The organism is Microbacterium sp. UCD-TDU, from assembly GCF_000340625.1.
In the GTDB taxonomy this organism is placed as follows: Bacteria; Actinomycetota; Actinomycetes; order Actinomycetales; family Microbacteriaceae; genus Microbacterium; species Microbacterium maritypicum.
The window spans coordinates 342,976-367,669 of the sequence record NZ_AOSO01000005.1; the positions used below are offsets into that span (position 1 = coordinate 342,976).

24 protein-coding genes are annotated in these 24,694 nt (G+C 70.0%); 9 read left to right on the forward strand and 15 right to left on the reverse strand.

What is annotated here, in order from left to right; translation table 11 throughout:
* Positions 1-78: 78 nt before the first annotated feature.
* Genes hpaE through D514_RS21650 form a run of 3 tightly spaced genes read right to left on the reverse strand, consistent with a single transcriptional unit; the run spans position 79 to position 3,790 of the window.
* Positions 79-1,578 (reverse strand): 5-carboxymethyl-2-hydroxymuconate semialdehyde dehydrogenase, encoded by a 1,500-nt coding sequence (gene hpaE, locus D514_RS21640; RefSeq protein WP_017828356.1) that lies wholly within the window; start codon positions 1,576-1,578, stop codon positions 79-81.
* Positions 1,575-2,258: a GntR family transcriptional regulator gene (locus tag D514_RS21645; protein WP_017828357.1), complete on the reverse strand. Its 684-nt coding sequence runs from the start codon at positions 2,256-2,258 to the stop codon at positions 1,575-1,577. Before D514_RS21645 ends, hpaE begins: the two co-directional genes overlap by 4 nt.
* Complete coding sequence (locus tag D514_RS21650; RefSeq protein WP_081603828.1) at positions 2,255-3,790, reverse strand: fumarylacetoacetate hydrolase family protein; 1,536 nt, start codon at positions 3,788-3,790, stop codon at positions 2,255-2,257. Before D514_RS21650 ends, D514_RS21645 begins: the two co-directional genes overlap by 4 nt.
* An 87-nt stretch (positions 3,791-3,877) precedes the next feature.
* Here D514_RS21650 and D514_RS21655 point away from each other — a divergent pair, with 87 nt between their 5' ends.
* A complete protein-coding gene (locus D514_RS21655) occupies positions 3,878-5,257 on the forward strand; it encodes an MFS transporter (protein ID WP_017828359.1) in 1,380 nt (459 codons plus the stop codon).
* 69 nt (positions 5,258-5,326) lie between these two features.
* Here the strand turns inward: D514_RS21655 and D514_RS21660 are convergent, their stop codons facing one another.
* On the reverse strand, positions 5,327-6,037 hold the full coding sequence (locus tag D514_RS21660; RefSeq protein WP_017828360.1) for an IclR family transcriptional regulator: 711 nt from the start codon (positions 6,035-6,037) through the stop codon (positions 5,327-5,329).
* A gap of 146 nt (positions 6,038-6,183) precedes the next feature.
* Here D514_RS21660 and D514_RS21665 point away from each other — a divergent pair, with 146 nt between their 5' ends.
* The 6 genes from D514_RS21665 to D514_RS21690 all read left to right on the forward strand — a co-directional run bounded on the left by D514_RS21665 (position 6,184) and on the right by D514_RS21690 (position 12,092).
* The gene (locus D514_RS21665; protein WP_017828361.1) at positions 6,184-8,055 is read left to right on the forward strand and encodes an FAD-dependent monooxygenase; all 1,872 of its coding nucleotides are present in this window, start codon (positions 6,184-6,186) and stop codon (positions 8,053-8,055) included.
* Between the two features lie 85 nt (positions 8,056-8,140).
* The gene (locus D514_RS21670; RefSeq protein WP_017828362.1) at positions 8,141-9,115 is read left to right on the forward strand and encodes an ABC transporter ATP-binding protein; all 975 of its coding nucleotides are present in this window, start codon (positions 8,141-8,143) and stop codon (positions 9,113-9,115) included.
* A 1-nt stretch (position 9,116) separates the two neighbouring features.
* Entirely contained in the window at positions 9,117-9,872 is a 756-nt protein-coding gene (locus D514_RS21675) for an ABC transporter permease (protein ID WP_017828363.1), read from the forward strand.
* A gap of 28 nt (positions 9,873-9,900) precedes the next feature.
* Complete coding sequence (locus D514_RS21680; RefSeq protein WP_017828364.1) at positions 9,901-11,010, forward strand: histidine kinase; 1,110 nt, start codon at positions 9,901-9,903, stop codon at positions 11,008-11,010.
* Positions 11,004-11,633 carry a response regulator transcription factor gene (locus tag D514_RS21685; RefSeq protein ID WP_017828365.1) on the forward strand — a complete coding sequence of 210 codons (630 nt, stop codon included), beginning with the start codon at positions 11,004-11,006 and terminating at the stop codon, positions 11,631-11,633. The genes D514_RS21680 and D514_RS21685 overlap by 7 nt, the downstream gene beginning before the upstream one ends.
* Before the next feature lie 84 nt (positions 11,634-11,717).
* The gene (locus tag D514_RS21690) at positions 11,718-12,092 is read left to right on the forward strand and encodes a VOC family protein (protein ID WP_017828366.1); all 375 of its coding nucleotides are present in this window, start codon (positions 11,718-11,720) and stop codon (positions 12,090-12,092) included.
* On the opposite strand, the gene D514_RS21695 is transcribed toward D514_RS21690, so the two are convergent.
* Complete coding sequence (locus tag D514_RS21695) at positions 12,089-12,484, reverse strand: VOC family protein (RefSeq protein ID WP_017828367.1); 396 nt, start codon at positions 12,482-12,484, stop codon at positions 12,089-12,091. The two genes, D514_RS21690 and D514_RS21695, sit on opposite strands and share 4 nt — an antisense overlap.
* A 39-nt stretch (positions 12,485-12,523) precedes the next feature.
* Entirely contained in the window at positions 12,524-14,173 is a 1,650-nt protein-coding gene (locus tag D514_RS21700; protein ID WP_017828368.1) for a thiamine pyrophosphate-binding protein, read from the reverse strand.
* Between the two features lie 163 nt (positions 14,174-14,336).
* On the opposite strand from D514_RS21700, the gene D514_RS21705 reads away from it, so the two are divergent.
* Positions 14,337-14,846, forward strand: coding sequence for a phosphoribosyltransferase (locus D514_RS21705; protein WP_017828369.1), 510 nt, complete (start codon positions 14,337-14,339; stop codon positions 14,844-14,846).
* Positions 14,847-14,856: 10 nt separating this feature from the next.
* Here D514_RS21705 and D514_RS21710 read toward each other — a convergent pair whose 3' ends face one another.
* The 8 genes from D514_RS21710 to D514_RS21745 all read right to left on the reverse strand — a co-directional run bounded on the left by D514_RS21710 (position 14,857) and on the right by D514_RS21745 (position 21,517).
* Entirely contained in the window at positions 14,857-16,380 is a 1,524-nt protein-coding gene (locus tag D514_RS21710) for an ATP-dependent DNA ligase (RefSeq protein ID WP_017828370.1), read from the reverse strand.
* Positions 16,381-16,433: 53 nt separating this feature from the next.
* On the reverse strand, positions 16,434-17,204 hold the full coding sequence (locus tag D514_RS21715) for an enoyl-CoA hydratase/isomerase family protein (protein ID WP_017828371.1): 771 nt from the start codon (positions 17,202-17,204) through the stop codon (positions 16,434-16,436).
* 13 nt (positions 17,205-17,217) lie between these two features.
* Positions 17,218-18,381 carry a 1,2-phenylacetyl-CoA epoxidase subunit PaaE gene (gene paaE / locus D514_RS21720; protein ID WP_017828372.1) on the reverse strand — a complete coding sequence of 388 codons (1,164 nt, stop codon included), beginning with the start codon at positions 18,379-18,381 and terminating at the stop codon, positions 17,218-17,220.
* 1 nt (position 18,382) lies between these two features.
* Positions 18,383-18,877, reverse strand: coding sequence for a 1,2-phenylacetyl-CoA epoxidase subunit PaaD (gene paaD, locus D514_RS21725; protein ID WP_017828373.1), 495 nt, complete (start codon positions 18,875-18,877; stop codon positions 18,383-18,385).
* Positions 18,871-19,653 carry a 1,2-phenylacetyl-CoA epoxidase subunit PaaC gene (gene paaC, locus D514_RS21730; RefSeq protein ID WP_236610899.1) on the reverse strand — a complete coding sequence of 261 codons (783 nt, stop codon included), beginning with the start codon at positions 19,651-19,653 and terminating at the stop codon, positions 18,871-18,873. Before paaC ends, paaD begins: the two co-directional genes overlap by 7 nt.
* Positions 19,654-19,730: 77 nt before the next feature.
* On the reverse strand, positions 19,731-20,036 hold the full coding sequence (paaB, locus tag D514_RS21735; protein ID WP_017828375.1) for a 1,2-phenylacetyl-CoA epoxidase subunit PaaB: 306 nt from the start codon (positions 20,034-20,036) through the stop codon (positions 19,731-19,733).
* Positions 20,036-21,010 carry a 1,2-phenylacetyl-CoA epoxidase subunit PaaA gene (paaA, locus tag D514_RS21740; protein ID WP_017828376.1) on the reverse strand — a complete coding sequence of 325 codons (975 nt, stop codon included), beginning with the start codon at positions 21,008-21,010 and terminating at the stop codon, positions 20,036-20,038. Before paaA ends, paaB begins: the two co-directional genes overlap by 1 nt.
* Positions 21,011-21,097: 87 nt before the next feature.
* Entirely contained in the window at positions 21,098-21,517 is a 420-nt protein-coding gene (locus D514_RS21745; protein ID WP_017828377.1) for a hypothetical protein, read from the reverse strand.
* Positions 21,518-21,609: 92 nt separating this feature from the next.
* Here D514_RS21745 and D514_RS21750 point away from each other — a divergent pair, with 92 nt between their 5' ends.
* On the forward strand, positions 21,610-23,745 hold the full coding sequence (locus tag D514_RS21750; protein WP_017828378.1) for a RecQ family ATP-dependent DNA helicase: 2,136 nt from the start codon (positions 21,610-21,612) through the stop codon (positions 23,743-23,745).
* A 36-nt stretch (positions 23,746-23,781) separates the two neighbouring features.
* Here the strand turns inward: D514_RS21750 and D514_RS21755 are convergent, their stop codons facing one another.
* On the reverse strand, positions 23,782-24,549 hold the full coding sequence (locus D514_RS21755; protein WP_017828379.1) for an IclR family transcriptional regulator: 768 nt from the start codon (positions 24,547-24,549) through the stop codon (positions 23,782-23,784).
* Positions 24,550-24,694 lie beyond the last annotated feature (145 nt).

The window sequence follows — 24,694 nt, forward strand, 5'->3', positions numbered from 1 at the left end:
TGAGGGTTCCGGTCGCACTTTCTGTCGCATCCGCGTCGGCGGGGCGGCACCAAGTGCGACCGGAACGAGACAGTGGGGTCAGTTCTTGCCGAAGGTCGGGTTGTGGGAGTGGGCCGCGAGCGTGATGTGCACGCTCTGCTGGTCGGTGTAGAAGTCGATCGAGCGGTAGCCGCCCTCGTGACCGAGGCCCGAGGCCTTCACGCCGCCGAACGGGGTGCGCAGGTCCCGCACGTTGTTGCTGTTCAGCCACACCATGCCCGCCTCGACCGACTGCGCGAAGTTGTGCGCGCGCTTGAGGTCGTTCGTCCAGATGTAGGCGGCGAGCCCGTACTTGGTGTTGTTCGCGAGCGAGAGCGCCTCCTCGTCGGAGTCGAAGGGCGTGATCGCCACGACGGGCCCGAAGATCTCCTCCTGGAAGATGCGGGCATCGGGGGAGACGTCGGCGAACACGGTCGGTGCGACGAAGTTGCCCTCCTCGAAGCCTTCGGGGCGACCGCCACCGGCGACCAGGCGGCCCTCCCTCTTGCCGATCTCGACGTAGCTCATGACCTTGTCGTAGTGCTCGGGGTGCACGAGCGCGCCGACCTCGGTGGCCGGGTCGTGCGGGTAGCCGACCTTGACCCGCTTCGCCTGCGCGGCGTAGCGCTCGACGAACTCCTCGTAGATCGAGCGCTCGACCAGGATGCGGGAGCCGGCGGTGCAGCGCTCGCCGTTGAGGGAGAAGACGCCGAAGATCGTGGCGTCGACCGCGGCCTCGAGGTCGGCGTCCGCGAAGACCACGGCGGGCGACTTGCCACCGAGCTCCATCGACAGGCCCTTGAGGAACGGAGCGGCGTTGCCGAAGATGATCTGTCCGGTGCGGCTCTCGCCCGTGAACGAGATGAGCGGCACGTCGGGGTGCTTCACGAGCGCGTCGCCCGCGTCTTCGCCGAAACCGTTCACGAGGTTGAAGACGCCCTTCGGCAGCCCCGCCTCCTCGAAGATGCCGGCCCACAGGGATGCCGACAGCGGCGTGAACTCGGCCGGCTTGAGGACGACCGTGTTGCCGGTCGCGAGTGCGGGCCCGAGCTTCCACGACTCGAGCATGAACGGCGTGTTCCACGGCGTGATGAGGCCGGCGACGCCGATCGGCTTGCGGTTGACGTAGTTCATCTGCTTGCCCGGCACCTTGAAGGCGTCGTCGGACTGCGCGACGATCAGGTCGGCGAAGAACCGGAAGTTCTCGGCGGCGCGGCGGGCCTGTCCCAGCGCCTGCGTGATCGGCAGGCCGGAGTCGTACGACTCCAGCTCGGCCAGGCGTGCGTCGCGGGACTCGACGATGTCGGCGATCCGGTGCAGCACGCGCGAGCGCTCGCGGGGGAGCATCCGCGGCCAGGGGCCCTCGTTGAACGCGCGCGTGGCTGCGGCGACGGCGAGTTCGATGTCGGCCTTCTTGCCGGCGGCAGCGCTCGTGTAGGTCTGGTTGGTGACCGGATCCAGCACGTCGAACGTGTCGCCGTCGACGGAATCGACGAACGCGCCGTCGATGTAGTGCTGGATGTGGTCGGGGAGGTCGGCGGGGATGCGCGAGTCGGTCATGAGATTTCTCCGGTCGTCTGGGCGGAACGGGTGTGCAGTGCGTCGAGGAACGCGTCCATCGTGCGCCAGCGGTGATTGCGGGCGGCGAGTTCGATCTCGAGCGGGTCGGCGCCCGCGCGGATGAGGTCGAGGATCTCGGTGTGCTCCTCGACCGAGTGCTGGGCGCGTCCGGGGATCGACGCGAAAGTCGTGTCGCGGATGGCGGAGAGCCGCGACCAGCCGCGGTGCACGAGGTCGAGCAGGTGAGGGTTGGGGCACGGCTCGAACAGCACCGAGTGGAACTGGCGGTTGAGTTCGGTGAAGGCGTGGGCGTCGAGATGATCGAGCATCTGCGCCATGCGCTCGTTGATACGGGCGGCCTCCTCGAGAGCGTCCTCGTCGAGCAGGGGAGCCGAGAGTGCGGTGGCGCACCCCTCGACCAGGCCGAGCGTCTGCATGGTGTGCGCGTACTCGCTCTCGTCGACGAGGGTCACCCGCGCTCCGACGTTGCGCTCGAACGTCACGAGCCCCTCGGCTTCGAGGCGGCGGATCGCCTCGCGCACGGGGACGACGCTCATCTTCAGATCCTCGGCGATGGAACCCAGCACCAGCCGGTAGCCGGGGCTGAACATGTGCCCCGTGATCCGCGAGCGGAGCCACTCGTACGCGACCTCGGACTTGCTGGCCGCCGTCGTGGTCATCGCGTGCTCCCGTGCGCCGTGGCCTCTTCGTAGCGGGCGCGCCACTCGGCGTTCAGGGGGAACAGGCCGTCGACGGGGTGACCCGCGGCGACCTGCTCGGCGATCCAGGCGTCTTCGATCTCCTGCGCGACGGCGCTGGCGGCGACCTCGGCGGCCAGGGCCGGCGGGATCACGATCACTCCGTCGCTGTCGCCGACGATGATGTCTCCGGGCTGCACGGTCGCGCCGCCGCAGGAGACCGTGACATCCACGTCCCACGGCACGTGCTTGCGGCCGAGCACCGAGGGGTGCGCGCCCTGCGAGAACACGGGGAGTCCGATCTCGGCGACCGCGTCGAAGTCGCGGACGCCGCCGTCGGTGACGACCCCGGCAGCGCCGCGGACCTTCGCGCGCAGGGCGAGGATGTCGCCGAGGGTGCCGGTCGTGGCATCGCCTCGGGCCTCGATGACGATGATCTCGCCGTCTTCCACGGCATCGAACGCGCGCTTCTGCGCGTTGTAGCCGCCGCCGTGCGCGGCGAAGAGGTCTTCGCGGAAGGGCACGAATCGCAGCGTCTTGGCGGTGCCGACGATCTTGCTGCCGGTGATGTTGGCCGACACCCCGTCGATGAAGCAGGAGTGGTGTCCGCGCTTGCGGAGCTGGGCCGAGAGACCGGCCGTCGGGGCGGCGAGGAGCTGGGCGCGCAGTTCGGGGGAGAGAGCAGGAACCTTCTCGATGGGAGGCAGGCCCGCCTCTTCGCGAGAGCCCCAGGCCTCGGTGCGCTGCAGGTCGTCGACGGCGGGGAGCGATCCGATCTCCCCGTCGAGAGGGGTCTCGCCCTGGGTCACGGTGGTGACGAGGCGCCCGGACGTGGGGGCGCCGGGGGCATCCGGGGCGTCCACCTCGACCTCGACGACGTCGCCGGGGACGATGACCGATGAGCCTGCGGGGGTGCCGGTGAGGATCACGTCGCCCGGTTCGAGGGTGAAGTGCTGGGAGAGGTCGGCGACGAGCTGCGCGAGCGGGAAGATGAGTCCGGCGGTGGTGTCGTCCTGGCGGAGCTCGCCGTTGACCCAGGCGCGCACCCGGAGGGCCGCAGGGTCGACGGTGCGGGCATCGATCAGGTCGGGGCCGAGCGGTGTGTAGCCGTCGCCGCCCTTGGAGCGGACGTTGGAGCCCTTGTCGTTGGCGCGCAGGTCGTACAGTCCGAGGTCGTTCGAGGCGGTGACCCACCCCACGTGCCCCCAGGCCTCGTCGAGCGAGACGCGGCGCGCGGCCGTGCCGATCACGAGGGCGATCTCCCCTTCGAAGGCGAGCAGCTCCGTGCCGGCCGGTCGCTCGACGGTGCCTCCGGAGACGCCGACGGAACTGGCCGGCTTGAAGAAGTACGAGGGCGAGGCGGGGCGTCTGCCGCGCTGATCGGCGCGTGAGGCATAGCTCAGGTGGATCGCGATGATCTTGCCGGGGCGGTCGATTTTCTCCGTCACGGGGCGCCTCCTCGCGCTCGTCTGCGTTGTCGTGCGGGACGCCTTGTGCGTCGTATTCGAAATCATATATCATCGGTTCACCCCTCGGCAAGCACTTCGGATCCATTCCGCTGCACGCCGTGACAATGCGGTCACAACCAAAGGAGACACCCCATGAGCGGGCAGTCACAGGCTGGGTTCACACCCACCGGAACCATCGCGACGGCGGCCGATCGACGCCGCGTCGTGTTCGCCACCGTCGTCGGCACCACGGTCGAGTGGTACGACTTCTTCATCTACGCGACGGCCGTCGGGCTCGTGTTCGGACAGCTCTTCTTCGCCCCGCTCGGCGAGAACAGCGCCCTGATCGGCTTCGCCACGGTCGGCGTCAGCTTCCTGTTCCGCCCCCTCGGCGCGTTCCTCGCCGGGCACTACGGCGACAAGCTCGGGCGCAAGACCGTGCTGATGTGGACGCTGATCCTGATGGGCGCCGCGACCGCGCTCATCGGTCTGCTGCCCACCTACGAGACGATCGGCATCATGGCGCCGGTCCTGCTGGTGCTGCTGCGCATCATCCAGGGCATCTCGGCGGGCGGTGAATGGGGCGGCGCGGTGCTGATGGCCGTCGAGCACGCTCCGCGCCGCAAGCGCGGCATCTTCGGTGCCTCGCCGCAGATCGGCGTGCCCCTCGGTCTGCTGCTCGCCTCCGGCGTGATGGCGCTGATGACGGTGATCGCCCCCGGCGACCAGTTCCTCGCCTGGGGCTGGCGTGTGCCGTTCCTGCTGAGTGTCGTGCTGATCCTCGTCGGCTACTACGTGCGCCGCAAGGTCGAGGAGAGCCCCGTCTTCACCGAGCTCGCAGCCCGCAAGGAGAAGGCGCGGATGCCGATCGCTCAGCTGTTCCGCAAGCACCTGCTGCTCGTGATCATCGCCGCATTCGTCTTCGCCGGCAACAACGCCGTGGGCTACATGACCACCGGCGGGTACATCCAGGGCTACGCCACGAACCCGGAGGGGCCGATCGGCCTGGAGCGGGGCCCGGTCCTCTGGGCCGTCGCCGGATCCGCGGTCACCTGGCTGCTCACGACGCTCCTCGCCGGCTGGCTGTCCGACCGCATCGGCCGTCGCACGACGTACGTCATCGGCTGGGTGCTGCAGCTGGTCGGTGTCTTCACCCTCTTCCCGCTCGTCAACACGGGCGAGATCGGTCTGCTGTTCGCCGGGCTCGCGATCCTCACGATCGGTCTCGGCTTCACGTACGGACCGCAAGCGGCGCTGTACGCCGAGCTGTTCCCGGCGAGCATCCGCTTCTCCGGCGTCTCGATCTCGTACGCCATCGGCGCGATCGCCGGTGGGGCCTTCGCGCCGACCATCGCCACGGCCATCGTGAGCGCCACCGGGTCGACCCAGGCCGTCACGTGGTACCTCGCGGGCATGACCGTGCTCGGTCTCATCGCCACGCTGCTGCTGCGCGACCGCTCGGGCATCCCGCTCGGACCGGATCACGAGGAGGAGCAGTCCGTCAGCCCGATCTACGGACTCGCGAAGGCCTGATCTCCTGAGTCACCCGAATGCGTGAGCACGTCCCCCTCGGGTGGGCGTGCTCACGCGTCGTTGCGGCGGTCAGCCGTCGAGGGATTCGCGGATGACGGATGCCGAGCGCTGCAGCCGCACGGCGATCTCGGCGTCGTCCAGGTCGGTGGCCACGTGCACGACCGCGATCGCGGCGGGGCGCTGGCCGCGCAGGGCGAGGGGGACGGCGACGGACTGCACGGTGGGGATGACCTCGTCGTGGCTCGTCGCATATCCGCGGCTCCGGGTCGCCTCGACATCGGCCGGCAGTGACGACGGCACCGCTTCGGGCCACTCGTGCTCGGGGAGTTGCGCGAGGATCGCCTTGCCGGGAGCTCCGACCGTCACCGGGTGGCGGGCGCCGGGGCGCTGGGCGACGCTCGCGACGGCGTGGCGGGGCTCGACGCTCGCCAGCGTGATGCACTCCTCGCCGTCGAGCACGGCGAGGAAGCAGGTCATGCCCAGCTCGTTGGCGATCGCGGTGAGCTCGGGGAGGGCCTCGGCCTGCAGATCGTGGGCGACTCCGGCCGCGAGCGCCGCCATGCGGGCGCCGAGGCTCACGGCGCCGGCCGCGTCTCGGGAGACGAGCCCGTGGTCTTCGAGGGTGCGCAACAGGCGATAGGCGATCGAGCGGTGCACGCCGAGGCGTGAGGCGATCTCGTCGATCGTGAGGGTGCCGCGTGCGTCGGCCAGCACCTCAAGGATGCGGATGCCGCGGCTGAGGGTCTGCGAGGCGGGGGAGGCGGCGGTGTTCTCGGGCATGCGGGCGCTCCCTTGCGATCGCGGACGGCGAGGTTTAGGCTGTGTTCAATAGTAGAACTCAGTGTTCGAATATAGAACACGCGGGTTCAGGATGCAAGACCCGACAAGCAACACCCGACGAAGAAGTCCGGAAGGAATCGACGACGATGCAGTTCCACCACCACGGCTACGTCTCCGCTGACCCGCGCGTGCAGGACGCCGCCGGTATCGGCGCCGCACGCTCCGCCGACCTTCCCGACCAGATCGACGTGCTCATCGTCGGATCGGGGCCGGCGGGAATGCTCCTCGCGGCCCAGATGGCGCAGTACCCCGGCATCTCCACGCGCATCATCGAGAAGCGCGACGGCCGCCTCCCGCTCGGCCAGGCCGACGGCATCCAGCCGCGCAGCGTCGAGACGTTCCAGGCGTTCGGTTTCGCCGAGCGGATCATCGCCGAGGCCTACAACATCGGCTGGATGAACTTCTGGGGGCCGAACCCCGACAAGCGCGACGAGATCGTCCGCACCTCACGCACCTCCGACTACGCCTACGACATCTGCGAGTTCCCGCACCTGATCGTCAACCAGGCGCGAGTGCTGGACTACTTCGCCGAGGCCGCGGCGAACGGCCCCGGCCGGATCGTGCCCGACTACGGGGTCGAGTTCACCGGTCTCACGGTCCATGACACGGGGGAGTACCCCGTGGAGGTGGGGATCCGCTACGTCGCCGGCGAGCGGGCGGGAGAGGCGAGGACCATCCGCGCCAAGTTCGTCGTGGGGTGCGACGGTGCCCGCAGCGGTGTGCGCCAGGCCATCGGGCGCACGCACGTGGGCGCCTCGGCCGCGCACGCCTGGGGCGTCATGGACGTGCTCGTCAACACCGACTTCCCGGACTGGCGCACCAAGTGCGCCATCAACTCGGAGGCGGGCAACATCCTGCACATCCCGCGCGAGGGCGGCTACCTCTCGCGCATGTACATCGACCTCGGCGAGGTCGCCGACGACGATGACCACCGGGTGCGGCAGACGCCCATCGAGGAGATCATCCGTCGCGCCAACGAGATCCTGCACCCGTACACGCTCGACGTGCGCGAGGTCGCCTGGCACAGCGTGTACGAGGTCGGACACCGCGTCACCGACGGCTTCGACGATGTGATCGACGGGTCGGGGCGGACGCCGCGCGTGTTCCTCACCGGAGACGCCTGCCACACGCACAGCGCCAAGGCCGGCCAGGGCATGAACGTATCCATACAGGACGGTTTCAACCTCGGCTGGAAGCTCGGCTCGGTGCTCACCGGCCGCGCGTCCGAAGACCTGCTGGCCACGTACGGTGCCGAACGGCGGCCCGTGGCGCAGCAGTTGATCGACTTCGACCGCGAGTGGTCGAGCCTGATGGCCCGAAAGCCCGAGGAGATCTCCGACCCCAACGAGCTGGCCACCTACTACCTCGCGACGGCCGAGTTCCCGTCCGGATTCATGACGCAGTACACCTCGTCGATGATCACCGGGTCCGACACGCACCAGTCCCTCGCCCCGGGATATCCGCTGGGCAAGCGGTTCAAGTCGGCCGAGGTCGTGCGGGTCGGCGACGGCAACGTCGTGCACCTCGGACACCACGCGAAGGCCGATGGGCGCTGGCGCGTCTACGCCTTCGGCGACCGCACCGGCGACGCGCTCGCCGCGTGGGCCGAGAAGGCCGAGCCCCTGTTCGCGCGCTTCACCCCGGCGGACGCCGATGTCGATGCGGTCTTCGATGTGAAGGCCGTCTACCAGCAGCCGTTCGAAGAGATCGAGGTCACCTCGGCGCCCGCGCTGTTCCAGCCGAAGACCGGCCCCCTCGGACTCACCGACTGGGAGAAGGTCTACGCCGCAGGCCCCAGCAAGTGGACCGAGACCGACATCTTCGCCGCGCGCGAGCTGTCCCGCGAGGGCGTCGTGATCGTGGTGCGCCCCGACCAGTACGTGGCAGCGATCCTTCCGCTCGACGACACGACCGAGCTGGCCGCGTTCCTCGAGGGGGCCCTGCTGCCTGCACGCTGATCCCGTCCTCGACATGACACGTGTCATGTCGAGGAGATGACACTGCCCTCCGGTCTCCTCGCCCTCGGCGCAGGAGGCTGGAGGCATGAACAACACCTCCGTGGACGGGTCGGTGACGCGGGCCACCGCTCGACCGGTATCCGTCGCCCCGAACGATGACCCGCTGGTGCTCGAACTGAGCGCCGTGAGACGACACTTCGGCACCGGCGATCGCCGCGTGCAGGCCGTCGACGGGGTGGACCTGTCGATCCGGCGCGGGGAGGTCGTCGCACTGCTGGGGCCCAACGGCGCGGGCAAGACCACCACGCTCGACATGCTGCTGGGACTCACGCAACCCAGCAGCGGCACCGTGCGGGTGCTCGGCGTCGCACCGGAGCGCGCCACCGCGAGCGGGGCGATCGGGGCGGTGCTGCAGACCGGCGGGCTCCTGGGCGACCTGACCGTCGGCGAGACCGTGCGCCTCATCGCCTCTCTTCACGGCCCACAGGCCCTCGGCAGAGTGGACGAGGTCCTCTCCAGAGCCGACCTGGAGCACCTCGCCCGCCGCCGGGTGTCGAAGTGCTCGGGCGGGGAGCAGCAGCGCGTGAAGTTCGCGCTCGCGATGGTCTCCGACCCCGACATCCTGGTGCTCGACGAGCCCACCGCGGGCATGGATGTCACGGCACGCCGCCACTTCTGGGACGTCATGCGTGCGGATGCGGATGCCGGACGCACGATCATCTTCGCCACCCACTATCTCGAGGAGGCGGAGCAGTTCGCGCGCCGAACCGTGGTGATGCACCGGGGGACCGTGGTCGCTGACGCCCCCACCGCGCTGCTGCGGGCCAGCCTCGGCGAGCGGACCGTCTCGGCGACGGTCGACGAGGGCGCAGCAACCCTCGTCGCGACCCTGAGCGCGACCGACGGCGTCGTCGCCGTGCGACTCGACGGAGATCGTCTCAGCCTGCGCGCCGCGGATTCCGATGTCGCCGCCCGCATCCTGCTCGAAGGCGGCGCCCACGACCTGGAGATCGCCGCCCCCACCCTGGAAACCGCCTTCGCTGCTCTGACGGAGAACTGACATGCTCGTCTCACCCACCATGCTGCGCATCGAAGGCGTCCGCCAGCTGCGCAACCCCTACACGCTCGCGTTCACCCTGGCGATGCCGGTCGCGATGTACCTGCTGTTCGGCGCCGGGATGGGGTACGGCTCGCTCTCCGCCGGCCACGGGAACGTCTCGTTCTACGTGATGACCTCGATGGCCGCCTACGGCACGGCGGTGGCGATGAGCTCGCTCACATCGCTCGCCGCGACCGAGGCGAAGCAGGGCTGGGGGCGCCAACTCGCCATGACCCCGCTGACCACCGCCGGATACGCGCTGACGAAGCTGCTCACCGCCGTGACCTTCGCGGCGCTGGCGCTGGTGGCCGTGTTCGCCGCCGGGATGATGACAGGCGCGCAGGCGGAAGACGGCTGGCGCTGGGTCGCGACGGCGGGCATCATCCTCGGGATCGGCCTCATGTACGGACTGTTCGGGCTCGGCGTCGGGCTGTTCTTGAGCTCGGACTCGGCGGCGGCTCTCGCCTCGATCTCGATGACGTTCTTCGCGTTCTTCGGCAACGTGTTCATGCCGCTCGACGGCGTGATGCTCGACATCGCCCGATTCACGCCTCTGTACGGCTTCGTCGCCCTGAGCCGCTGGCCGCTCACCGACGGGGTGCTCACGACAGGACAGACCGACCCGCTGTGGATGCTGTTCCTCAACGTCGTCGTCTGGCTCGCGCTGTTCGCCCTGCTGGTCATGATGGGCATGAAGCGCTCCAGGGCACGGCAGTAGCGGTGCCCGGCGACAGTAGGTTGGACGGATGACGCCACACGCGAAGCGCGAGACGAACAGCGCCACGGGGAAGGACCCGTGGGCGCGGTTCGGATGGCTGATGGCCGTGATCTGGCTCGTCTTCCTGGTGTATCCGGTGATCGCGCTCCTGCGATCCGAAGCGCCGCCGGCCTGGGTGATCGTGGGCTGGGTCGCCCTGGTCGCGTTCATCGTGCTGTACGTCACCGGCTTCATGCACGGCATGCGCGGTGGCGGGGGACTCGGACGTACGCCGTCGACACGGCAGTGGATCACGTTCGTAGCGCTCATCCTGTGCGCACTGCTCTCGGTACCGGCGGAGGGCGGATCGGCGCTCAGCTTCCTGCCGTTCGTGATGTCCTTCGCCTCGTACGGTCTGACGCGTGCGTGGCATTGGATCACGACCATCGCCGCGGTCGTGGTCACGGCGCTGTGCGTGTTCCTGCTTCCCGGGGGGATCAGCTACCTGTCGATCCTCGCGATCGTGGCGCTTCTCGGAGTGGTCAACACGGTCTCGACCTGGCTCATCCTGCGCTCGGCGGAAGCGGAGCGGCTCGGCCTCGAACTGGCGACCAGCGAGGGGCGCGAGGCCGTGGCTCGTGACGTGCACGATCTGATCGGTCACTCCCTGACGGTCGTCGGCCTCAAGGCGCAACTGGTGCGGCGGCTGATGGACTCCGATCCGGAACGCGCCAAGGCGGAGCTCTCCGACATCGAGCGGCTCACGGCGGAGGCGATCGCCGGGGTCCGCTCGACGGTGGCGGGAGCGCGGGTGACGACGCTCGTCGAACAGCTCGCGTCTTCTCGGGACTCGTTCCGCGCGGCCGACATCGAGATGCAGGTCGAGGGGGAGCCGAGCGCCCTGTCGCCGGTGCAGGCGATCACCGCGAGCTGGATTCTCCGCGAGGCGACGACCAACACCCTCAGACATGCGCGCGCACAGACGGTGCGGGTGCTGCTGCTGCCGGGGCGGCTGGTGGTGGAGGACGACGGGGTGGGCATCGGTGCGGCCGAGGGCAACGGCATCCGCGGCATGCGCGAGCGCGCGGCGGCGGCGGGCGCGGCGTTCGCGCTCGGCGCGACGGAAGACGGGGGCACGCGCGTGAAGGTGACGTGGTGAGCGTCTCGGCCGGCGATGTCATCCGGTTGCTGATCGCCGACGACCAGGCGCTCGTGCGCGGGGCGCTGGGGGCGCTGCTCGAACTCGAGCCCGACCTCACCGTGGTCGGCATGGCCGCGGATGGAGCGGAGGCCGTGCGACTCGCGGAGGAGCTTCGTCCTGATGTGTGTCTGATGGACATCCAGATGCCGGGGATGGACGGCGTGGAGGCGACGCGACGCATCAGGCAGGCGAGCGAGGGGACGCGCGTGCTCGTGGTGACGACGTTCGCGCGCCCCGGCTACCTGCGCTCCGCCTTGGATGCCGGAGCGAGCGGCTTCATCGTGAAGGACACCCCTGCCGAGGAGCTCGCCGAAGCCGTGCGGCGTGTGCGGTCGGGACTGCGGGTGCTGGATCCGGTGCTCGCCGCCGACAGTCTGTTCGACGGCGCGAACCCTTTGAGCGACAGGGAACGGGAGGTGCTGCGTCTCGCCGCGGACGGGCGCTCCGCCGCCGCGATCGCCTCCGAGGTGTTCCTGTCGGCGGGAACCGTGAGAAACCACCTCTCGGCGGCGATCGGGAAGACAGGGGCGGCGAACCGGGCGCAGGCCGTGCGGATCGCTCAGGACAAGGGATGGATCTGACGCCGCTTCAGTGTGGCGGTACGTCGGTGGCCGCGCGTACGGTGGACGCCGACGGGCGACGGCGCCCGACAGGAGGAGTGCGTGATGGACTGGAAGATCGAGCTCATCTTCGTGCCGGTCACCGATGTGGACCGCTCGAAGCAGTTCTACGAGAAGATCGGCTTCAGCGCCGATTGGGATCAGACGCCGACCGAAGGGCTGCGCTTCGTGCAGATGACACCACCGGGCTCGGCGTGCTCGATCGTGTTCGGCACGGGGCTGGGCATCGACCTCGAACCGGGCATGCAGAACACGATCCAGGTCGTGGTGCCGGATGCCGACGAGGCGCTGGCGCACCTGCAGGGCCTCGGCGTGGAGGCACGCGGTGTGCAGGACCTCGACTGGGGACGGTTCGTGTCCTTCGACGATCCGGACGGCAACTCCTGGACGCTGCAGGAGCTTCCTGACTACGGCGCCTAGACGACGACGTCCGCGACGATCTCGATCTTGAAGCCTGCGGCGTTCTCGAGCCAGCCGGCGTAGTGCCGGTCGCCACCGGCGTGCGGGTAGCGGTCCGTGTAGAGCGGGTGCCAGCCGTGGGCGGGCGCCTCGGTCATGATCGCATCGACCGCGTCGCGGGCACCGCCGTGGAACGCGAGGTGGTTGAGGCCGGCGCGTCGGCGATCGTGTGCGGCGTCTGACAGGTTCGGCGACGTCGTGAGGGTGAGGTAGGCGTCGCCGGCCATCCAGGACTCGCCGCCGGGCCACTCGCCGTCGAGCGTGAAGCCGAGCCGGCCCAGCACCCAGCGCCACTGCGCGCGCACCTCATCGAGGTCGGCGATCCACAGTTCGACGTGATGGAGACCCGGCATCGTCCGAGTCTGCCAGGTGAAGGGCCGGCGACGGATGCGTCAGGAGTTCACGCGGATGATCTCCTGCTGGTACGGAGCGATGACATCGCCCGAGATGCGCAGGTCGAGCAGCAGGAAGCGTCGCGTCGCCGCGTCCTCCTCGGCCCAGCTCGCGAGGCGGTCGAGGTCGGAGAGCGTGCGCACGACGACGCCCTCGGCTCCCACGGCCGCGCCGAACGCGGCGAAGTCGACCTCGGGGATGCGCATCGGACCCTCCGCCAGCCCCTTGAGGCCGTAGAGGTTCACCTCGGCTCCGTAGGCCGCGTCGTTCCAGACCACGGCCATGCCGCGGCCGCCGGCAGCGCGCACGGCGGACTCCAGATCGGCGATCGCCATGAGTCCGCCGCCGTCACCGGAGGTGAGCACCACGGTCGACTCGCGCCGAGCCAGGGCCGCGCCCACGACGCTCGGCCATCCCTGTCCGATCGACTGGAACGCCGTGCCGACCATCATCATGCGGTCGGGAGCCGCAACAGGCCAGTACATGTTCGCCCACCCGATGAAGTGCCCGCCGTCGGAGACCACCACGCGGTCTTCCGGCAGCAGCTCGGCGATGCGTCGGGCGGCCGAGCGCGGGTCGAGCCGTCCGTCGGGAGCGAGGTCGTCGCCGGCGTCGTACGTGCGCGCGGCGGCGACGTCGACCGTCTCACGCCAGGGGTGCGCCGACCCGGCTGTACCGATCCGGGCCACGAGCTCCTCTCCGGCGAGCCGGGCGTCGGCACGCACGAAGCCTCCGACGTGCGCGTGCGTCGCGGCCGGTGCCGTGTCGATCTGGAAGACGCGCGTGCCCGGCGCGAACAGCTCACCGAAACGCATCGTGAACTGGTTCAGTGCGGCGCCGAACACGACGGCGACATCGGCGGAGCGCACGAGCTCCATCGCGCCGTCGGCACCGAAGCCGCCGGTCACTCCGAGGTCGTACCGCGTGTCGGGGAAGACCCCGCGGCCGAGCGCCGAGGAAGCCGTGAGCGCCCCGGTCGCTGCGGCCAGCTCTCCCAGTGCGGAGCTCGCTCCGGACAACCATGCTCCGCGACCGGCCAACAGGAAAGGCCGCTCGGCGCCGGCCAGAGCGGCGGCGATCTCGTCGAGCATCGCGTCGGCGAATTCACCGCGCGGGGCGAGAGGTGCGGGGATGCGCGGCGACGGCGCCTCCGGCACCTCGCCGGCTTCGAGAGCTGCGACGTCATACGGGATCGCGAGCACGACCGGTACCCGGTAGGTGAGGGCGTGCTCGATCGCGATGACGGTGGTGGCGGCGGCATCGGCCCGCCCGACGGTATAGGTGCGGGCGCCCACGGCGGAGGCGAGAGCGATCTGGTCGACATCCCAGGGGCGGGGACCGGAGGTGGGTTCGTCTCCGACCACGAGCACGAGCGGCACGTGCGCCTGCACGGCCTCTGCGAGCGCGGTCAGGGTGTTCGTGAAACCGGCACCGTACGTCGACGTGCCCGCGGCGATGCGGCCGGACGCGCGGAAGTGGGCGTCGGCGGCGACCACGGCACCCTGCTCGTGGCGCACAGCGGTGAACACGGCATCCGTCTGCGTCTCGATCGCGTCGAGGAAATAGGCGTTGCCGTTGCCCATCACCCCGAAGACGGCGTCGATGTGCTGAGCGAGGGTGAGGGCGACGTGCGCGGAGACGGTGGGCATGCGAAAGCCTTTCGAGACAGGGACGGAGGAACTGCGGGATCCGTATGTGTCTCGCCTCCGCGTCTTCGCGAAGTGCTTCGTGCCTCTTTTTCAGGCACCGGCCGGGCCGGACCCGCTCAGTCTACCGGCGGGGGAGCAGCGCAGGATGCGGGAGAATGCAGGAATGACTGATGCAGAGATCGAGCGCGAGACACTCACCTGGGACGGCTTCGGGGCGGCGACGCGCGATCTCGCGCGCGACATCCTCGACAGCGGTTTCCTGCCGGAGGTCGTCGTCGCGATCGCGCGTGGCGGTCTGCTCCCCGCCGGAGCAATCGCGTACGGACTCGGCGCCAAGAACTGCGGAGCCATCAACGTCGAGTTCTACACCGGGATCGGCACTGTGCTCGACGCCCCAGAGGTTCTGCCTCCCGAGCTCGACATGGCCTATCTCGACGGCCGCCGGGTGCTGCTCGTCGACGATGTCGCCGACTCGGGTCGTACACTCGCGCTCGCCGTGCAGCTGTTGAAGGACAAGGGCGCCGACGTGCGCTCGGTCACGATCTACACCAAGCCCTCCACGATCATCCAGCCCGACTTCGCGTGGAAGGACACCGATCTGTGGATCGACTTCCCGTGGTCCTTCCGCGGGACGGTCCGCGAAGAGGACCAGGGCCTCGCGCCGTCGGCGTGAGGCGGGCGGGTCAGCCGCGCAGCAGGGAACGCAGCGTCTGGATGGTATCGGCCTCGGCCGGCGACTTGTCCTGCCGGTAGCCCTTCACCCGGGCGAATCGCAGGGCGACGCCCCCGGGATATCGCGGTGAGCGCTGCACGCCGTCGACCGCGATCTCCACGACGAGTTCGGGGCGCAGGAACACGGTGGACGCCGTGCGGTGCGACTCATGCTCGGGGAACTCGGCGGTCTGCCACCGCAGGAGCTCGTCGGTGAGGCCCTTGAAGGTCTTTCCGACCATGACGTAGCCGTCGGCGTCGGCGAATTCTCCCGAGGGATCACGGGCGCCCAGATGCAGGTTCGAGAGCCATCCGCGGCGGCGACCGGAGCCCCACTCCGCCCCGAGCGCGACCAGGTCGAAGGTCAGCACCGGTTTGACCTTCACCCAGGACTTGCCGCGCCGGCCGGCGGCGTACGGCGCATCCACGGCCTTGACCACGACGCCTTCGTGTCCGGCGGCGAGAGCATCGCGCGACAGCTGCTCGGCGGCATCCGCATCGTCGGTGACGATGCCCGGTATCCGCCAGTCGCCGACCACGCGTTCGAGCTCGGCCAGACGGACGGAGAGCGGTTCGTCGATCAGGTCGCGCCCGTCCACGTGCAGCACGTCGAAGAACCACGGTCGCAGCACGAGCTCGCGCGACACATCGGCACCGAACCGCGACATGGTCTCCTGGAACGGGCGCGGCCCGCCGTCTTCGTCGAGCGACAGCGTCTCGCCGTCGAGGATGACGTCGTGCGCCGGGAGAGCGCGCACGATCTCGACGATCTCGGGCACGCGGTGCGTGATGTCGGCCAGACTCCGCGTGTAGACGCCCACCTCCTCGCCGTGCCGATGCACCTGGATGCGGGCGCCGTCGAGCTTGTACTCGACCGAGGCCCGGCCGGTGACCTCCAGCGCGGCAGAGGGCGTCGCGGCCGTCGCTGCCAGCATGGGCAGAACCGGGCGTCCGACCCGCAGGCCCACCGCCTCGAGGTCGCCTTCGTCTCCGGTGAGTGCGATGCGGGCGGTCTCGCCGAGGTCACCCGAGAGCATGGCCGCACGCCGGACGACGGCCGCAGGGCGGTCGGCCGCCCGCGCGATCGCGTCGAGGAGCACGCCCGAGAGGGCGCCGGTGCGCAGCTCGCCGAGCATCGCGCGGGCGAGGAAGTCCCACTCCTCGGCCGTCGCGCGCGAGGCGAGGTCGCCGAGGATCCCGCTGCGGGCTGCCGCCGAGCCGGTGCCCGATGTCGTCGCCAGCGCGTCCAACGCCTGGTCGACCTCGCCGACGGTCAGCGTCGGGCTGTCGGCGTGGGTGATGTCGAGGGCGGAGATGCCACGCCACCCGACCCCCAGCCTGCCCTGGCGGGGCGCCGCGAGCAGCAAGCCCATGACGGCGGGGATCTCGGCTGGATCTGCGCGCGAGAGCAGATCGGCGAGGGCATCGATCTTCGCGAGCCTCGACGAGGTGGCCCCGACCCGGTCGGCGGTGGAGACGAGCTCTGCGAGCATCATGGGGGAATTCTCGCACCGGTGTCGGACATTCGTGTCGCGCCGGTGCCGCGCGCTCAGCGCCCGCGGAAGACGGGCGTGCGCTTGTCCTGGAAGGCCGCGAACCCTTCGCGGTAGTCATCGGTGTCGCACAGTGCGGCCTGTGCGGCGTTCTCGATGCCGACCGCGTCCCACAGCGCGAGCCGCTCGTCGCGGATGCGGGCGATGAGCTCCTTGCTCGCGAGGAACGCCGCCGTCGCGCCGCGGGCGGCGGTAGCTGCGGCGTCGGTCGTCGCCTGCACGACCTCGTCATCGGGGAAGACGCGCGAGAACAGGCCGGAGGCCACGGCCTCGGCGCCGCTCATGAGGCGCCCCGTGTAGATCAGATCGAGTGTCTTGTGCGCCCCCAGCCGGTCGAGGAACAGGGCGTGTCCGCCCGAGTCGAGGGTCGCGCCGAGTGCGGCGAACGGGGACCCGATCTTGGCCGACTCCGCGACATACACGACATCCGTCGCGATGAGCAGCCCGAGTCCGACCCCGAGGCAGGCGCCGTGCGCGACGGCGAACGTCGGTGCAGGGAAGCGCGCCATGCGCTGCAGCAGCGGGGTGACGAGGCCGCCGAGATAGCCGAGCACATCGTCGTCCCGAGGATCGACCCCCGAGATGTCCCGCCCGGCGCAGAACGCGCGCCCTTCGCCGCGGAGCATGAGTGCGCGCACACCGGCGCTCTCCGCCGCCTCGTAGGCGGCATCCAGATCCGCCAGGGCCCTCTCGTCGAGCGCGTTCAGCTTCGACGGTGCGTTCAGGACGATCGTCGCGACGTCGTCGGCGATGGCGAGGTCGATCATGGGGGCCTCCGGGTCAGACGTCGTAGTCCACGACCACGCGGTCGCTGGTCGGATGGGACTGGCAGGTGAGCACGAATCCGCGCTCGAGCTCGTCGGGCTCCAGGGCGTAGTTCTCGGTCATGGTCACGCTGCCCTCGATCACGCGGGCACGGCAGGTGCCGCAGACACCGCCCGCACACGCGAACGGCGCATCGGGTCGCACGCGCAGCGCCGCGTTGAGCACCGACTCGTGCGCGTCGACCGGGCTCTCCACGGTCGAGGAGACGCCGTCGAGCGTGACCTCGATGCGCACGGTCTTCTCGCCGGCGCGCACCTGCACGGGTCGGGCCGCGCGAGCCGGTTCGTCGCCGGTGGTGAACAGCTCGAAACGGATGTGCGAGCGCTCGACCCCGACGTCGGCCAGCACCTCGCGGCAGAGGTCGACCAGGGCGAGCGGCCCGCACAGGAACCACTCGTCGACGCTCGACGGCGGGATCAGCGTGCCGAGGATCGTGCGCAGCTTCTCCTCGTCGATCCGCCCGGTGAGCACTGGAGCCGCCCGCTGCTCGCGGGAGAGCACATGGTGCAGCACGAGTCGGGTCGGGTAGCGGTCCTTGAGGTCGGCGAGGTCTTCGAGGAACATCACGTCGAGCGTGGCCCTGTTCGTGTACAGCAGTGTGAACCGCGACGTCTCGGACCGCGTCAGCACCGTGTGGGCGAGCGCCATCAGCGGCGTGATGCCGGAGCCGGCGGCGATGCCCACCACGTGGCGGTCGTCGAGGTCGTCGAGCGCCGAGGTGAACGTGCCCTGCGGGCTCATCACATCGATCTCGAATCCGGCGTGCAGGCCGGTCTGCGCCCAGGTCGAGAAGAGTCCGCCCTCGTCGCGTTTCACGGCGACGCTCAACCGGGTGTCCTGCCCGTCGTCGCGGTGCTCCGGCGCACGGCACAGCGAGTAGGAGCGCCGCACCTCGACGCCGTCGAGGGTGGTGCGCAGCGCGACGTACTGACCGGGAAGGTGGTCGTACTCGTCGGCGAGCGCGGCGGGCACGGTGAACGTCACCTCGACCGCGTCGTCGGTGAGCGGGCGCACGTCTTCGACGGTGAGGGTGTGGAAGCGGGCGCGCGTGCGCGGAGCGGCCGCGCGCGGCGTCGTCGCACGCGGGAGGGACGCCGGCGCGGAGGTGAAGAGCGACATGTCAGTGCACCTTGAAGTGATCGAAGGGCTCGAGGCAGGCGCGGCACTCGAACAGCGCCTTGCACGAGGTCGAGCCGAAGTGGGAGACCTCGCGGGTGTCGAGCGACCCGCAACGAGGGCAGCGCACACTCAGCGAGAGGCGGATGGGGCCGGTCGAGACGGCAGCCCGGCCGGAGGGCGGCGCGATGCCGTAGGCCGCGAGCTTGGTCTTGCCGGCCTCCGTCATCCAGTCGGTGGTCCAGGCGGGGGAGAGGACAAGGCGCACCTCGACCTCGTCGAAGCCGGCGGCGGTGAGGGCGAGGATCACGTCGTCGCGGATCGTGTCCATCGCGGGACAGCCGCTGTAGGTCGGGGTGATGTCGACGTGGACGCTGGTGCCGTCGACCTCGACCGCACGGAGAACGCCGAGGTCCTCGATCGTGAGGACGGGCACCTCGGGGTCGGGGACGGAGGCGGCGATCCGCCAGGCGGCCTGCGTCGGGGTGAGGGTCACCATGTCGCCCCCGGATGCCGTCGGGCGAGCACCTGCATCTCGGCCAGGATGTGCCCGAGCGGCGTCGCGTGCGCGCCGTCGCGCCCACCCGCCGACGAGGACATGACGGCGGGAACCGACACGTCCGCCTCGGCGAACACGGTGTCGACCACGCGGTCGAACGCGGGGCGCAGGCTCGAGGGCGGCGCGGCCGCATCTCCGAGCCGGTCGATCAGGTCGTCGTCGCGGAACAGCTCGTCGACGTACGGCCAGACGTCACCGATCGCCCGGATGATGCGGGTGCGGGACTCCTCGGTGCCGCCGGCGAGTCGCAGCATCCACTGCACGGCGTGATCGCGGTGGTAGTCGACCTCCTTGAGCGACTTCTCGGCGATCGCGGCGAAGGTCTCGTCGCTGCTGGCGCGCAGGGCCGAGTACAGCTCGAACATGTAAGTGGCCACCACGAACTGCCGCGCGATGGTCTGGGCGAAGTCGCCGTTGGGCTGCTGCACGATCCAGGCGCAGCGGAACTCGGGCTCGTCGCGGAAGAAGGCGAGATCGTCTTCGCTGCGGCCGTCGTACGAGCCGGCATAGTGAAGGAAGGAGCGTGCGTGGCCGAGCAGGTCGAGCGCGATGTTGCCCAGGGCCACGTCCTCCTCCAGCTCGGGGGCGCGTGAGATCCAGGCGCCCAGCTGCTGGGACAGGATGAGCGCGTCATCGCCCAGGCGCAGTGCATACTCGGCGATGTCGGCCGACGCGGCGACCGCACCGGTGCCGGAGAGCTCCTGCGAGAGGCGGATCTCGTCGACGGAGACGTCGCCGTGGATGTCGCCGTGGACGTCGGTGCCCTCGTGCGCGGTGGGCGGGTGCGGTGCGCTCACAGGTGCGGCACTCCCTCGGAGGCCGTGTAGTACACGGCGTGGCGGTAGTTCTTGCCGGCGGGGCTCTCGAAGTACGCGCCCTTGGCATCCGGGTCGCTCGTGGTGATCGCGTCTGCCGGCGCGACCCAGATCGAGACGCCCTCGCCGCGGCGCGTGTACAGGTCGCGGGCATTGCGGATCGCCATCTCGGCGTCCGGCGCGTGCAGCGAGCCGACGTGCACGTGGCTGAGGCCCCGGTTCGCGCGCACGAAGACCTCCCACAGGGGCCAGGGCTCGCGCTCGTCCGCTCCCGGCGTCGCCATCACGCCACCGCCTTCGTCTTGAGGGACTGCTTGCGCGCGTACTCGGCCGCGGCCTCGCGCACCCAGGCGCCCTCTTCGTGCGCGGTGCGGCGCCGTTCGAGACGCTCGGCATTGCACGGTCCGTTGCCGCGCACCACCTCGAAGAACTCGTCCCAGTCGATCTCGCCGATCACGTACTGGCCCGTCTCCTCGTCGAGGCGCAGATCGGGGTCGGGCAGGGTCACGCCGAGGATCTCGGCTTGGGGCACGAGCATGCCGACGAACCGCTGACGCAGCTCGTCGTTCGAGAACCGCTTGATCTTCCACTTCATCGACTGCGCCGAGTTGGGGGACTGGTCATCGGGCGGCCCGAACATCGCGAGACTCGGCCAGTACCAGCGGTTCACCGCATCCTGGGCCATCGCGCGCTGCGCCTCGCTGCCCTGCATGAGGGTCAGCAGGATCTCGAAGCCCTGGCGCTGGTGGAACGACTCCTCTTTGCAGACCCGCACCATGGCGCGCCCGTACGGGCCGTACGATGCCCGGCACAGCGGTACCTGGTTGCAGATCGCGGCACCGTCGACGAGCCAGCCGATCGCGCCCATGTCCGCCCAGGTCGGGGTGGGGTAGTTGAAGATCGACGAGTACTTCGCCTTGCCGCTGATGAGCTGATCCATCATCTCGTCGCGCGTGGTGCCCAGGGTCTGCGCTGCGGAGTAGAGGTAGAGGCCGTGGCCGGCCTCGTCCTGCACCTTCGCCATCAGGATCGCCTTGCGCTTGAGGCTCGGCGCGCGCGTGATCCAGTTGCCCTCCGGCTGCATGCCGATGATCTCGGAGTGCGCGTGCTGGGAGATCTGGCGGACGAGCGTCTTGCGATACGCCTCCGGCATCCAGTCGCGCGGCTCGATGCGCTGCTCGTTGGCGATGAGCTCGTCGAAGAGACGTTCCTCATCGGAGATCTCGCCCACCAGGGACAGGTCTGCGGCACTGGTCATCGTCGACTCCTCGGCATCCGGTCAACTTTACTGACCGATCGTTAGGTAATTCTGACACAGAGAACGGCCGGATTCAAGACGCGGCTCTCAGAGCGAGCGGGAGATCAGCTCCAGGAGGGCTCGCCCGTAGGCCTCGGAGGGGTCTGGATGCTCGAACGCGAGTGCATCTGCGCCGATCTCGATGTCGACCCGGAAGGTGTCGTCGAGGCGCACCAGTGCACGGAAGGTGCCCCGGAGCAGGTCGCGCAGCTGATCCTCCCTCGGCAGCCACACCGCATCCGCGAGCGTGACCGCGTCGAGAGCCCACTCGGTGGTCCCGTTGAACGCCAGGTCGGTGCCGCTCGGAGTCTGTCGGGCCTCGATCGTCATCTCGCTGACGGTGAAGACCTCGGCCTCCGCCTCGAGTTCCACATCGTCCGGCAGGTCGAGCTGGAACCGATCGCCCTCCGCGGGGTGCCAGACGAGTCCGCGGTCCCGCAGGGCGACGGCGAGCTCACGTGTGATCATGTCCTCACGCTAGACGAACGGACGCGCCCAGGGGCCGGCGAACCTGGGGATGCCGCCACCGGGGTGTCGGCGGGGTGGGGCAGAGTGGGGGCATGACCTCCGCAGCCTCCACCGACACTCGCGAGGCCGCCCGCGCGGCACTGCGCGAGCTCGTCGGCCGCTCAGACGCCGACTTCCACGACGGCCAGTACGAGGCGATCGAGGCCCTCGTCGAGGGGCGCCGCCGCGCGCTTGTGGTGCAGCGCACCGGCTGGGGCAAGTCGGCGGTCTATTTCGTCGCGACGCTGCTGCTGCGGCGTCAGGGTGCGGGGCCCACCGTGCTCGTGTCGCCGCTGCTGGCGCTCATGCGCGACCAGATCGCGGCCGCCGAGCGTGCAGGGGTGCGTGCGGTCGCGATCAACTCCACCAATGCGCACGAGTGGACCGACGTGCTCGGGCAGCTCGACCGCGACGAGGTCGACGTCCTGCTGGTCTCGCCGGAGAGGCTCAACAATCCGGCCTTCCGCGAGCAGCAGCTGCCGGCGCTCGTGCGCCGCATCGGGATGCTCGTCGTCGACGAGGCGCACTGCATCAGCGACTGGGGCCACGATTTCCGCCCCGACTACCGGCGGTTGCGCGACCTGATCGCGCAGATGCCCGCCGATGTACCGGTGCTCGCGACCACCGCGACGGCGAACAGCCGGGTCGTGGCGGATGTGGCGGAGCAGCTCGGCAGCCTTCAGGCGGGTGGCGATCTGCGCGGCGATGCCGGAGCCGAGCCGGTGCTCACGATCCGCGGACCGCTCGCGCGCACCTCGCTGCGCCTCGGCGTGCTGCGCCTGCGCGATTCGGCGAGCCGCCTCGCGTGGCTGCTGAGCCACCTCGACGACCTTCCCGGTTCCGGCATCATCTACACCCTGACCGTCGCGGCTGCCGTCGACACCGCCCGCCTGCTGCGCGATCACGGGCACGACGTGCGGGCGTACACCGGGCAGACCGACACCGAGGAGCGCGCCGAGTCCGAGGGCATGCTCAAGCGCAACGAGGTCAAGGCCCTGGTCGCCACGAGTGCGCTGGGCATGGGCTTCGACAAACCCGATCTGGGATTCGTGCTGCACCTCGGAGCACCGTCGTCTCCCGTGGCGTACTACCAGCAGGTGGGTCGTGCCGGCCGTGCCAGCGAGAGCGCCGACGTGCTGCTGCTGCCCGGCATCGAAGATCGCGACATCTGGCACTACTTCGCGACCGCCTCAATGCCGGATCGGGAACGCGCGGAGCGGGTGATCGGCGCGCTCGGCGATGCTCCGATCTCGACGCCGGCGCTCGAGGCGATGGTCGACATCCGCCGCACGCCGCTGGAGCTGCTGCTGAAGGTGCTCGACGTCGACGGTGCGGTCCGGCGCGTGCAGGGGGGATGGGTCGCGACCGGTGAGCCGTGGACCTACGACGCCGAACGCTACGAGCGCATCGCCGTCGAGCGGCTCGCCGAGCAGCAGCACATGATCGAGTACGAGCAGACCGACGGATGCCGCATGGAGTTCCTGCAGCGGTCGCTCGACGACGACACGGCGGCGCCGTGCGGGAGGTGCGACAACTGTGCGGGCGGGTGGTTCCCGCGCGAGATCGGCGAATCCGCGAGTACGCAGGCGGCGGAGTCGCTCGACCGCGTCGGCATCCCGATCGAGCCGCGGCGCGCATGGCCGACCGGAGCCGATCGGCTCGAGGTGCCGGTCAAGGGGCGCATCCCCGCCGACGAGCAGGCGGGGGAGGGGCGGGCGCTCGCGCGTCTCACCGACCTGGGCTGGGGAGGGGCGCTGCGGGAGATCTTCGCCGCCGGTGCGCCCGACACCGCGGTGACGCCCCAGCTGCTCCAGGCCTGCATACGCGTCCTCGCCGGATGGGGGTGGGAGCAGCGACCCGTCGCCGTCGTCGCCATGCCGTCGCGTTCGCATCCGCTGCTGGTCGACTCGCTCGCCCGAGGGCTCGCCGACGTCGGCCGCCTGCCGTACCTCGGCGCGCTCGACCCTGTCGCGGGTGGGCCCACCGGAGGGCCGGGCGGGAACAGCGTCTTCCGTCTCGCCGGGCTCTGGGACCGTTTCAGCGCTCAGCACCTCGAGGTGCCGCCGGGGCCTGTGCTGCTCGTCGACGATCTGGTCGACAGCCGGTGGACGATAACGGTCGCTGCCCGCGTGCTCCGTCAGGCCGGGGCGACCCAGGTGCTGCCGTTCGCGCTGGCGCTGCGCGGGTGAGCTCGATCCACCTCGCCGGGTCGCGGTGAGAGCCTCTCAGTCGTCGGCCGGGGCGACGCGCGGCGGCCACGTGGTGGCGCCGAGCTCGCGCGAGATGTTGCGGGCCGTCTCGCGCAGGGCGTTGAGGATCGCGTCCGAGGCGGGCGTCTGCGAGGTCGGCAGCACCACGGCGACGGCGGCGACGATGGCGTTCGAGGCATCCGCGACGGGGGCCGCGATCGACGACTCGCCGAGCACCGCCTCGTCGAACTCCCCGGCCATGCCGCGTTCGGCGATGGCCGGCAGCTCCAGGGTGAGGCGGGCGAGGTCGGTCACCGTGTCGCCGGTGAGGCTGCGCAGGGGCTGTTCGAAGACGCTCTGCTGGAATCCCTGATCGTAGGCGAGGAGCACCTTGCCCATCGCCGAGGCGTGGGCGGGGATGGCGACTCCGGTCTCGAGCATCTGCTGACTGTCATCCGGGCGCAGATTGTGGTGGATCACGAGCACGTCTGTGAAGTGCGGGGCGCCCAGGCGCACCGAGAGATCGGTGCGGCGTGCGAGTTCCTGCGTCCATCGCATCGCCCGCGCTCGCACGTCGAGGGTGTCGAGATAGACGTTGCTCAGGCGCAGCAGGGTCGGACCGAGCATGTAGCGCTGGCCGCCCCGCTCCTTCGCGACGAGTCCGTGCGAACGCAGCGACTTCACGATCCCGTGCACGGTCGACGGCGGCAGACTGAGAGCCGCGGCGAGGTCGGTGATGCCGAGGTGGCGTGCTCCCTGGAGCAGTTCGAGGACCTTCGCCGCGCGATCGATCGCCTGGATCACGGGAGGCCTCCTTCCGGTGCGTCGTCGAGCCGGTGCAGATGGAGCCGGGCTTCACGAATGATCTTGACAACCCGGCAGGCTCCGAGCATATTCGACATTAACGAATTACTTTCGGATTTTTGCGAAAGACACCACGAAGGATCAA

What these genes read in the sequence shown, in the direction of transcription:
- D514_RS21700 (WP_017828368.1), bottom strand. Translation starts at nt 14,173, where the DNA reads ATGCCCACCGTCTCCGCGCACGTCGCCCTCACCCTCGCTCAGCACATC.
- D514_RS21650 (WP_081603828.1), bottom strand. Translation starts at nt 3,790, where the DNA reads ATGATTTCGAATACGACGCACAAGGCGTCCCGCACGACAACGCAGACG.
- paaB (WP_017828375.1), bottom strand. Translation starts at nt 20,036, where the DNA reads ATGGCGACGCCGGGAGCGGACGAGCGCGAGCCCTGGCCCCTGTGGGAG.
- paaA (WP_017828376.1), bottom strand. Translation starts at nt 21,010, where the DNA reads ATGACCAGTGCCGCAGACCTGTCCCTGGTGGGCGAGATCTCCGATGAG.
- paaE (WP_017828372.1), bottom strand. Translation starts at nt 18,381, where the DNA reads ATGTCGCTCTTCACCTCCGCGCCGGCGTCCCTCCCGCGTGCGACGACG.
- D514_RS21665 (WP_017828361.1), top strand. Translation starts at nt 6,184, where the DNA reads ATGCAGTTCCACCACCACGGCTACGTCTCCGCTGACCCGCGCGTGCAG.
- D514_RS21645 (WP_017828357.1), bottom strand. Translation starts at nt 2,258, where the DNA reads ATGACCACGACGGCGGCCAGCAAGTCCGAGGTCGCGTACGAGTGGCTC.
- D514_RS21660 (WP_017828360.1), bottom strand. Translation starts at nt 6,037, where the DNA reads ATGCCCGAGAACACCGCCGCCTCCCCCGCCTCGCAGACCCTCAGCCGC.
- D514_RS21710 (WP_017828370.1), bottom strand. Translation starts at nt 16,380, where the DNA reads ATGATGCTCGCAGAGCTCGTCTCCACCGCCGACCGGGTCGGGGCCACC.
- D514_RS21695 (WP_017828367.1), bottom strand. Translation starts at nt 12,484, where the DNA reads ATGCCGGGTCTCCATCACGTCGAACTGTGGATCGCCGACCTCGATGAG.
- paaD (WP_017828373.1), bottom strand. Translation starts at nt 18,877, where the DNA reads ATGGTGACCCTCACCCCGACGCAGGCCGCCTGGCGGATCGCCGCCTCC.
- D514_RS21655 (WP_017828359.1), top strand. Translation starts at nt 3,878, where the DNA reads ATGAGCGGGCAGTCACAGGCTGGGTTCACACCCACCGGAACCATCGCG.
- hpaE (WP_017828356.1), bottom strand. Translation starts at nt 1,578, where the DNA reads ATGACCGACTCGCGCATCCCCGCCGACCTCCCCGACCACATCCAGCAC.
- D514_RS21750 (WP_017828378.1), top strand. Translation starts at nt 21,610, where the DNA reads ATGACCTCCGCAGCCTCCACCGACACTCGCGAGGCCGCCCGCGCGGCA.
- D514_RS21670 (WP_017828362.1), top strand. Translation starts at nt 8,141, where the DNA reads ATGAACAACACCTCCGTGGACGGGTCGGTGACGCGGGCCACCGCTCGA.
- D514_RS21745 (WP_017828377.1), bottom strand. Translation starts at nt 21,517, where the DNA reads ATGATCACACGTGAGCTCGCCGTCGCCCTGCGGGACCGCGGACTCGTC.
- D514_RS21705 (WP_017828369.1), top strand. Translation starts at nt 14,337, where the DNA reads ATGACTGATGCAGAGATCGAGCGCGAGACACTCACCTGGGACGGCTTC.
- D514_RS21715 (WP_017828371.1), bottom strand. Translation starts at nt 17,204, where the DNA reads ATGATCGACCTCGCCATCGCCGACGACGTCGCGACGATCGTCCTGAAC.
- D514_RS21690 (WP_017828366.1), top strand. Translation starts at nt 11,718, where the DNA reads ATGGACTGGAAGATCGAGCTCATCTTCGTGCCGGTCACCGATGTGGAC.
- D514_RS21680 (WP_017828364.1), top strand. Translation starts at nt 9,901, where the DNA reads ATGACGCCACACGCGAAGCGCGAGACGAACAGCGCCACGGGGAAGGAC.
- D514_RS21675 (WP_017828363.1), top strand. Translation starts at nt 9,117, where the DNA reads ATGCTCGTCTCACCCACCATGCTGCGCATCGAAGGCGTCCGCCAGCTG.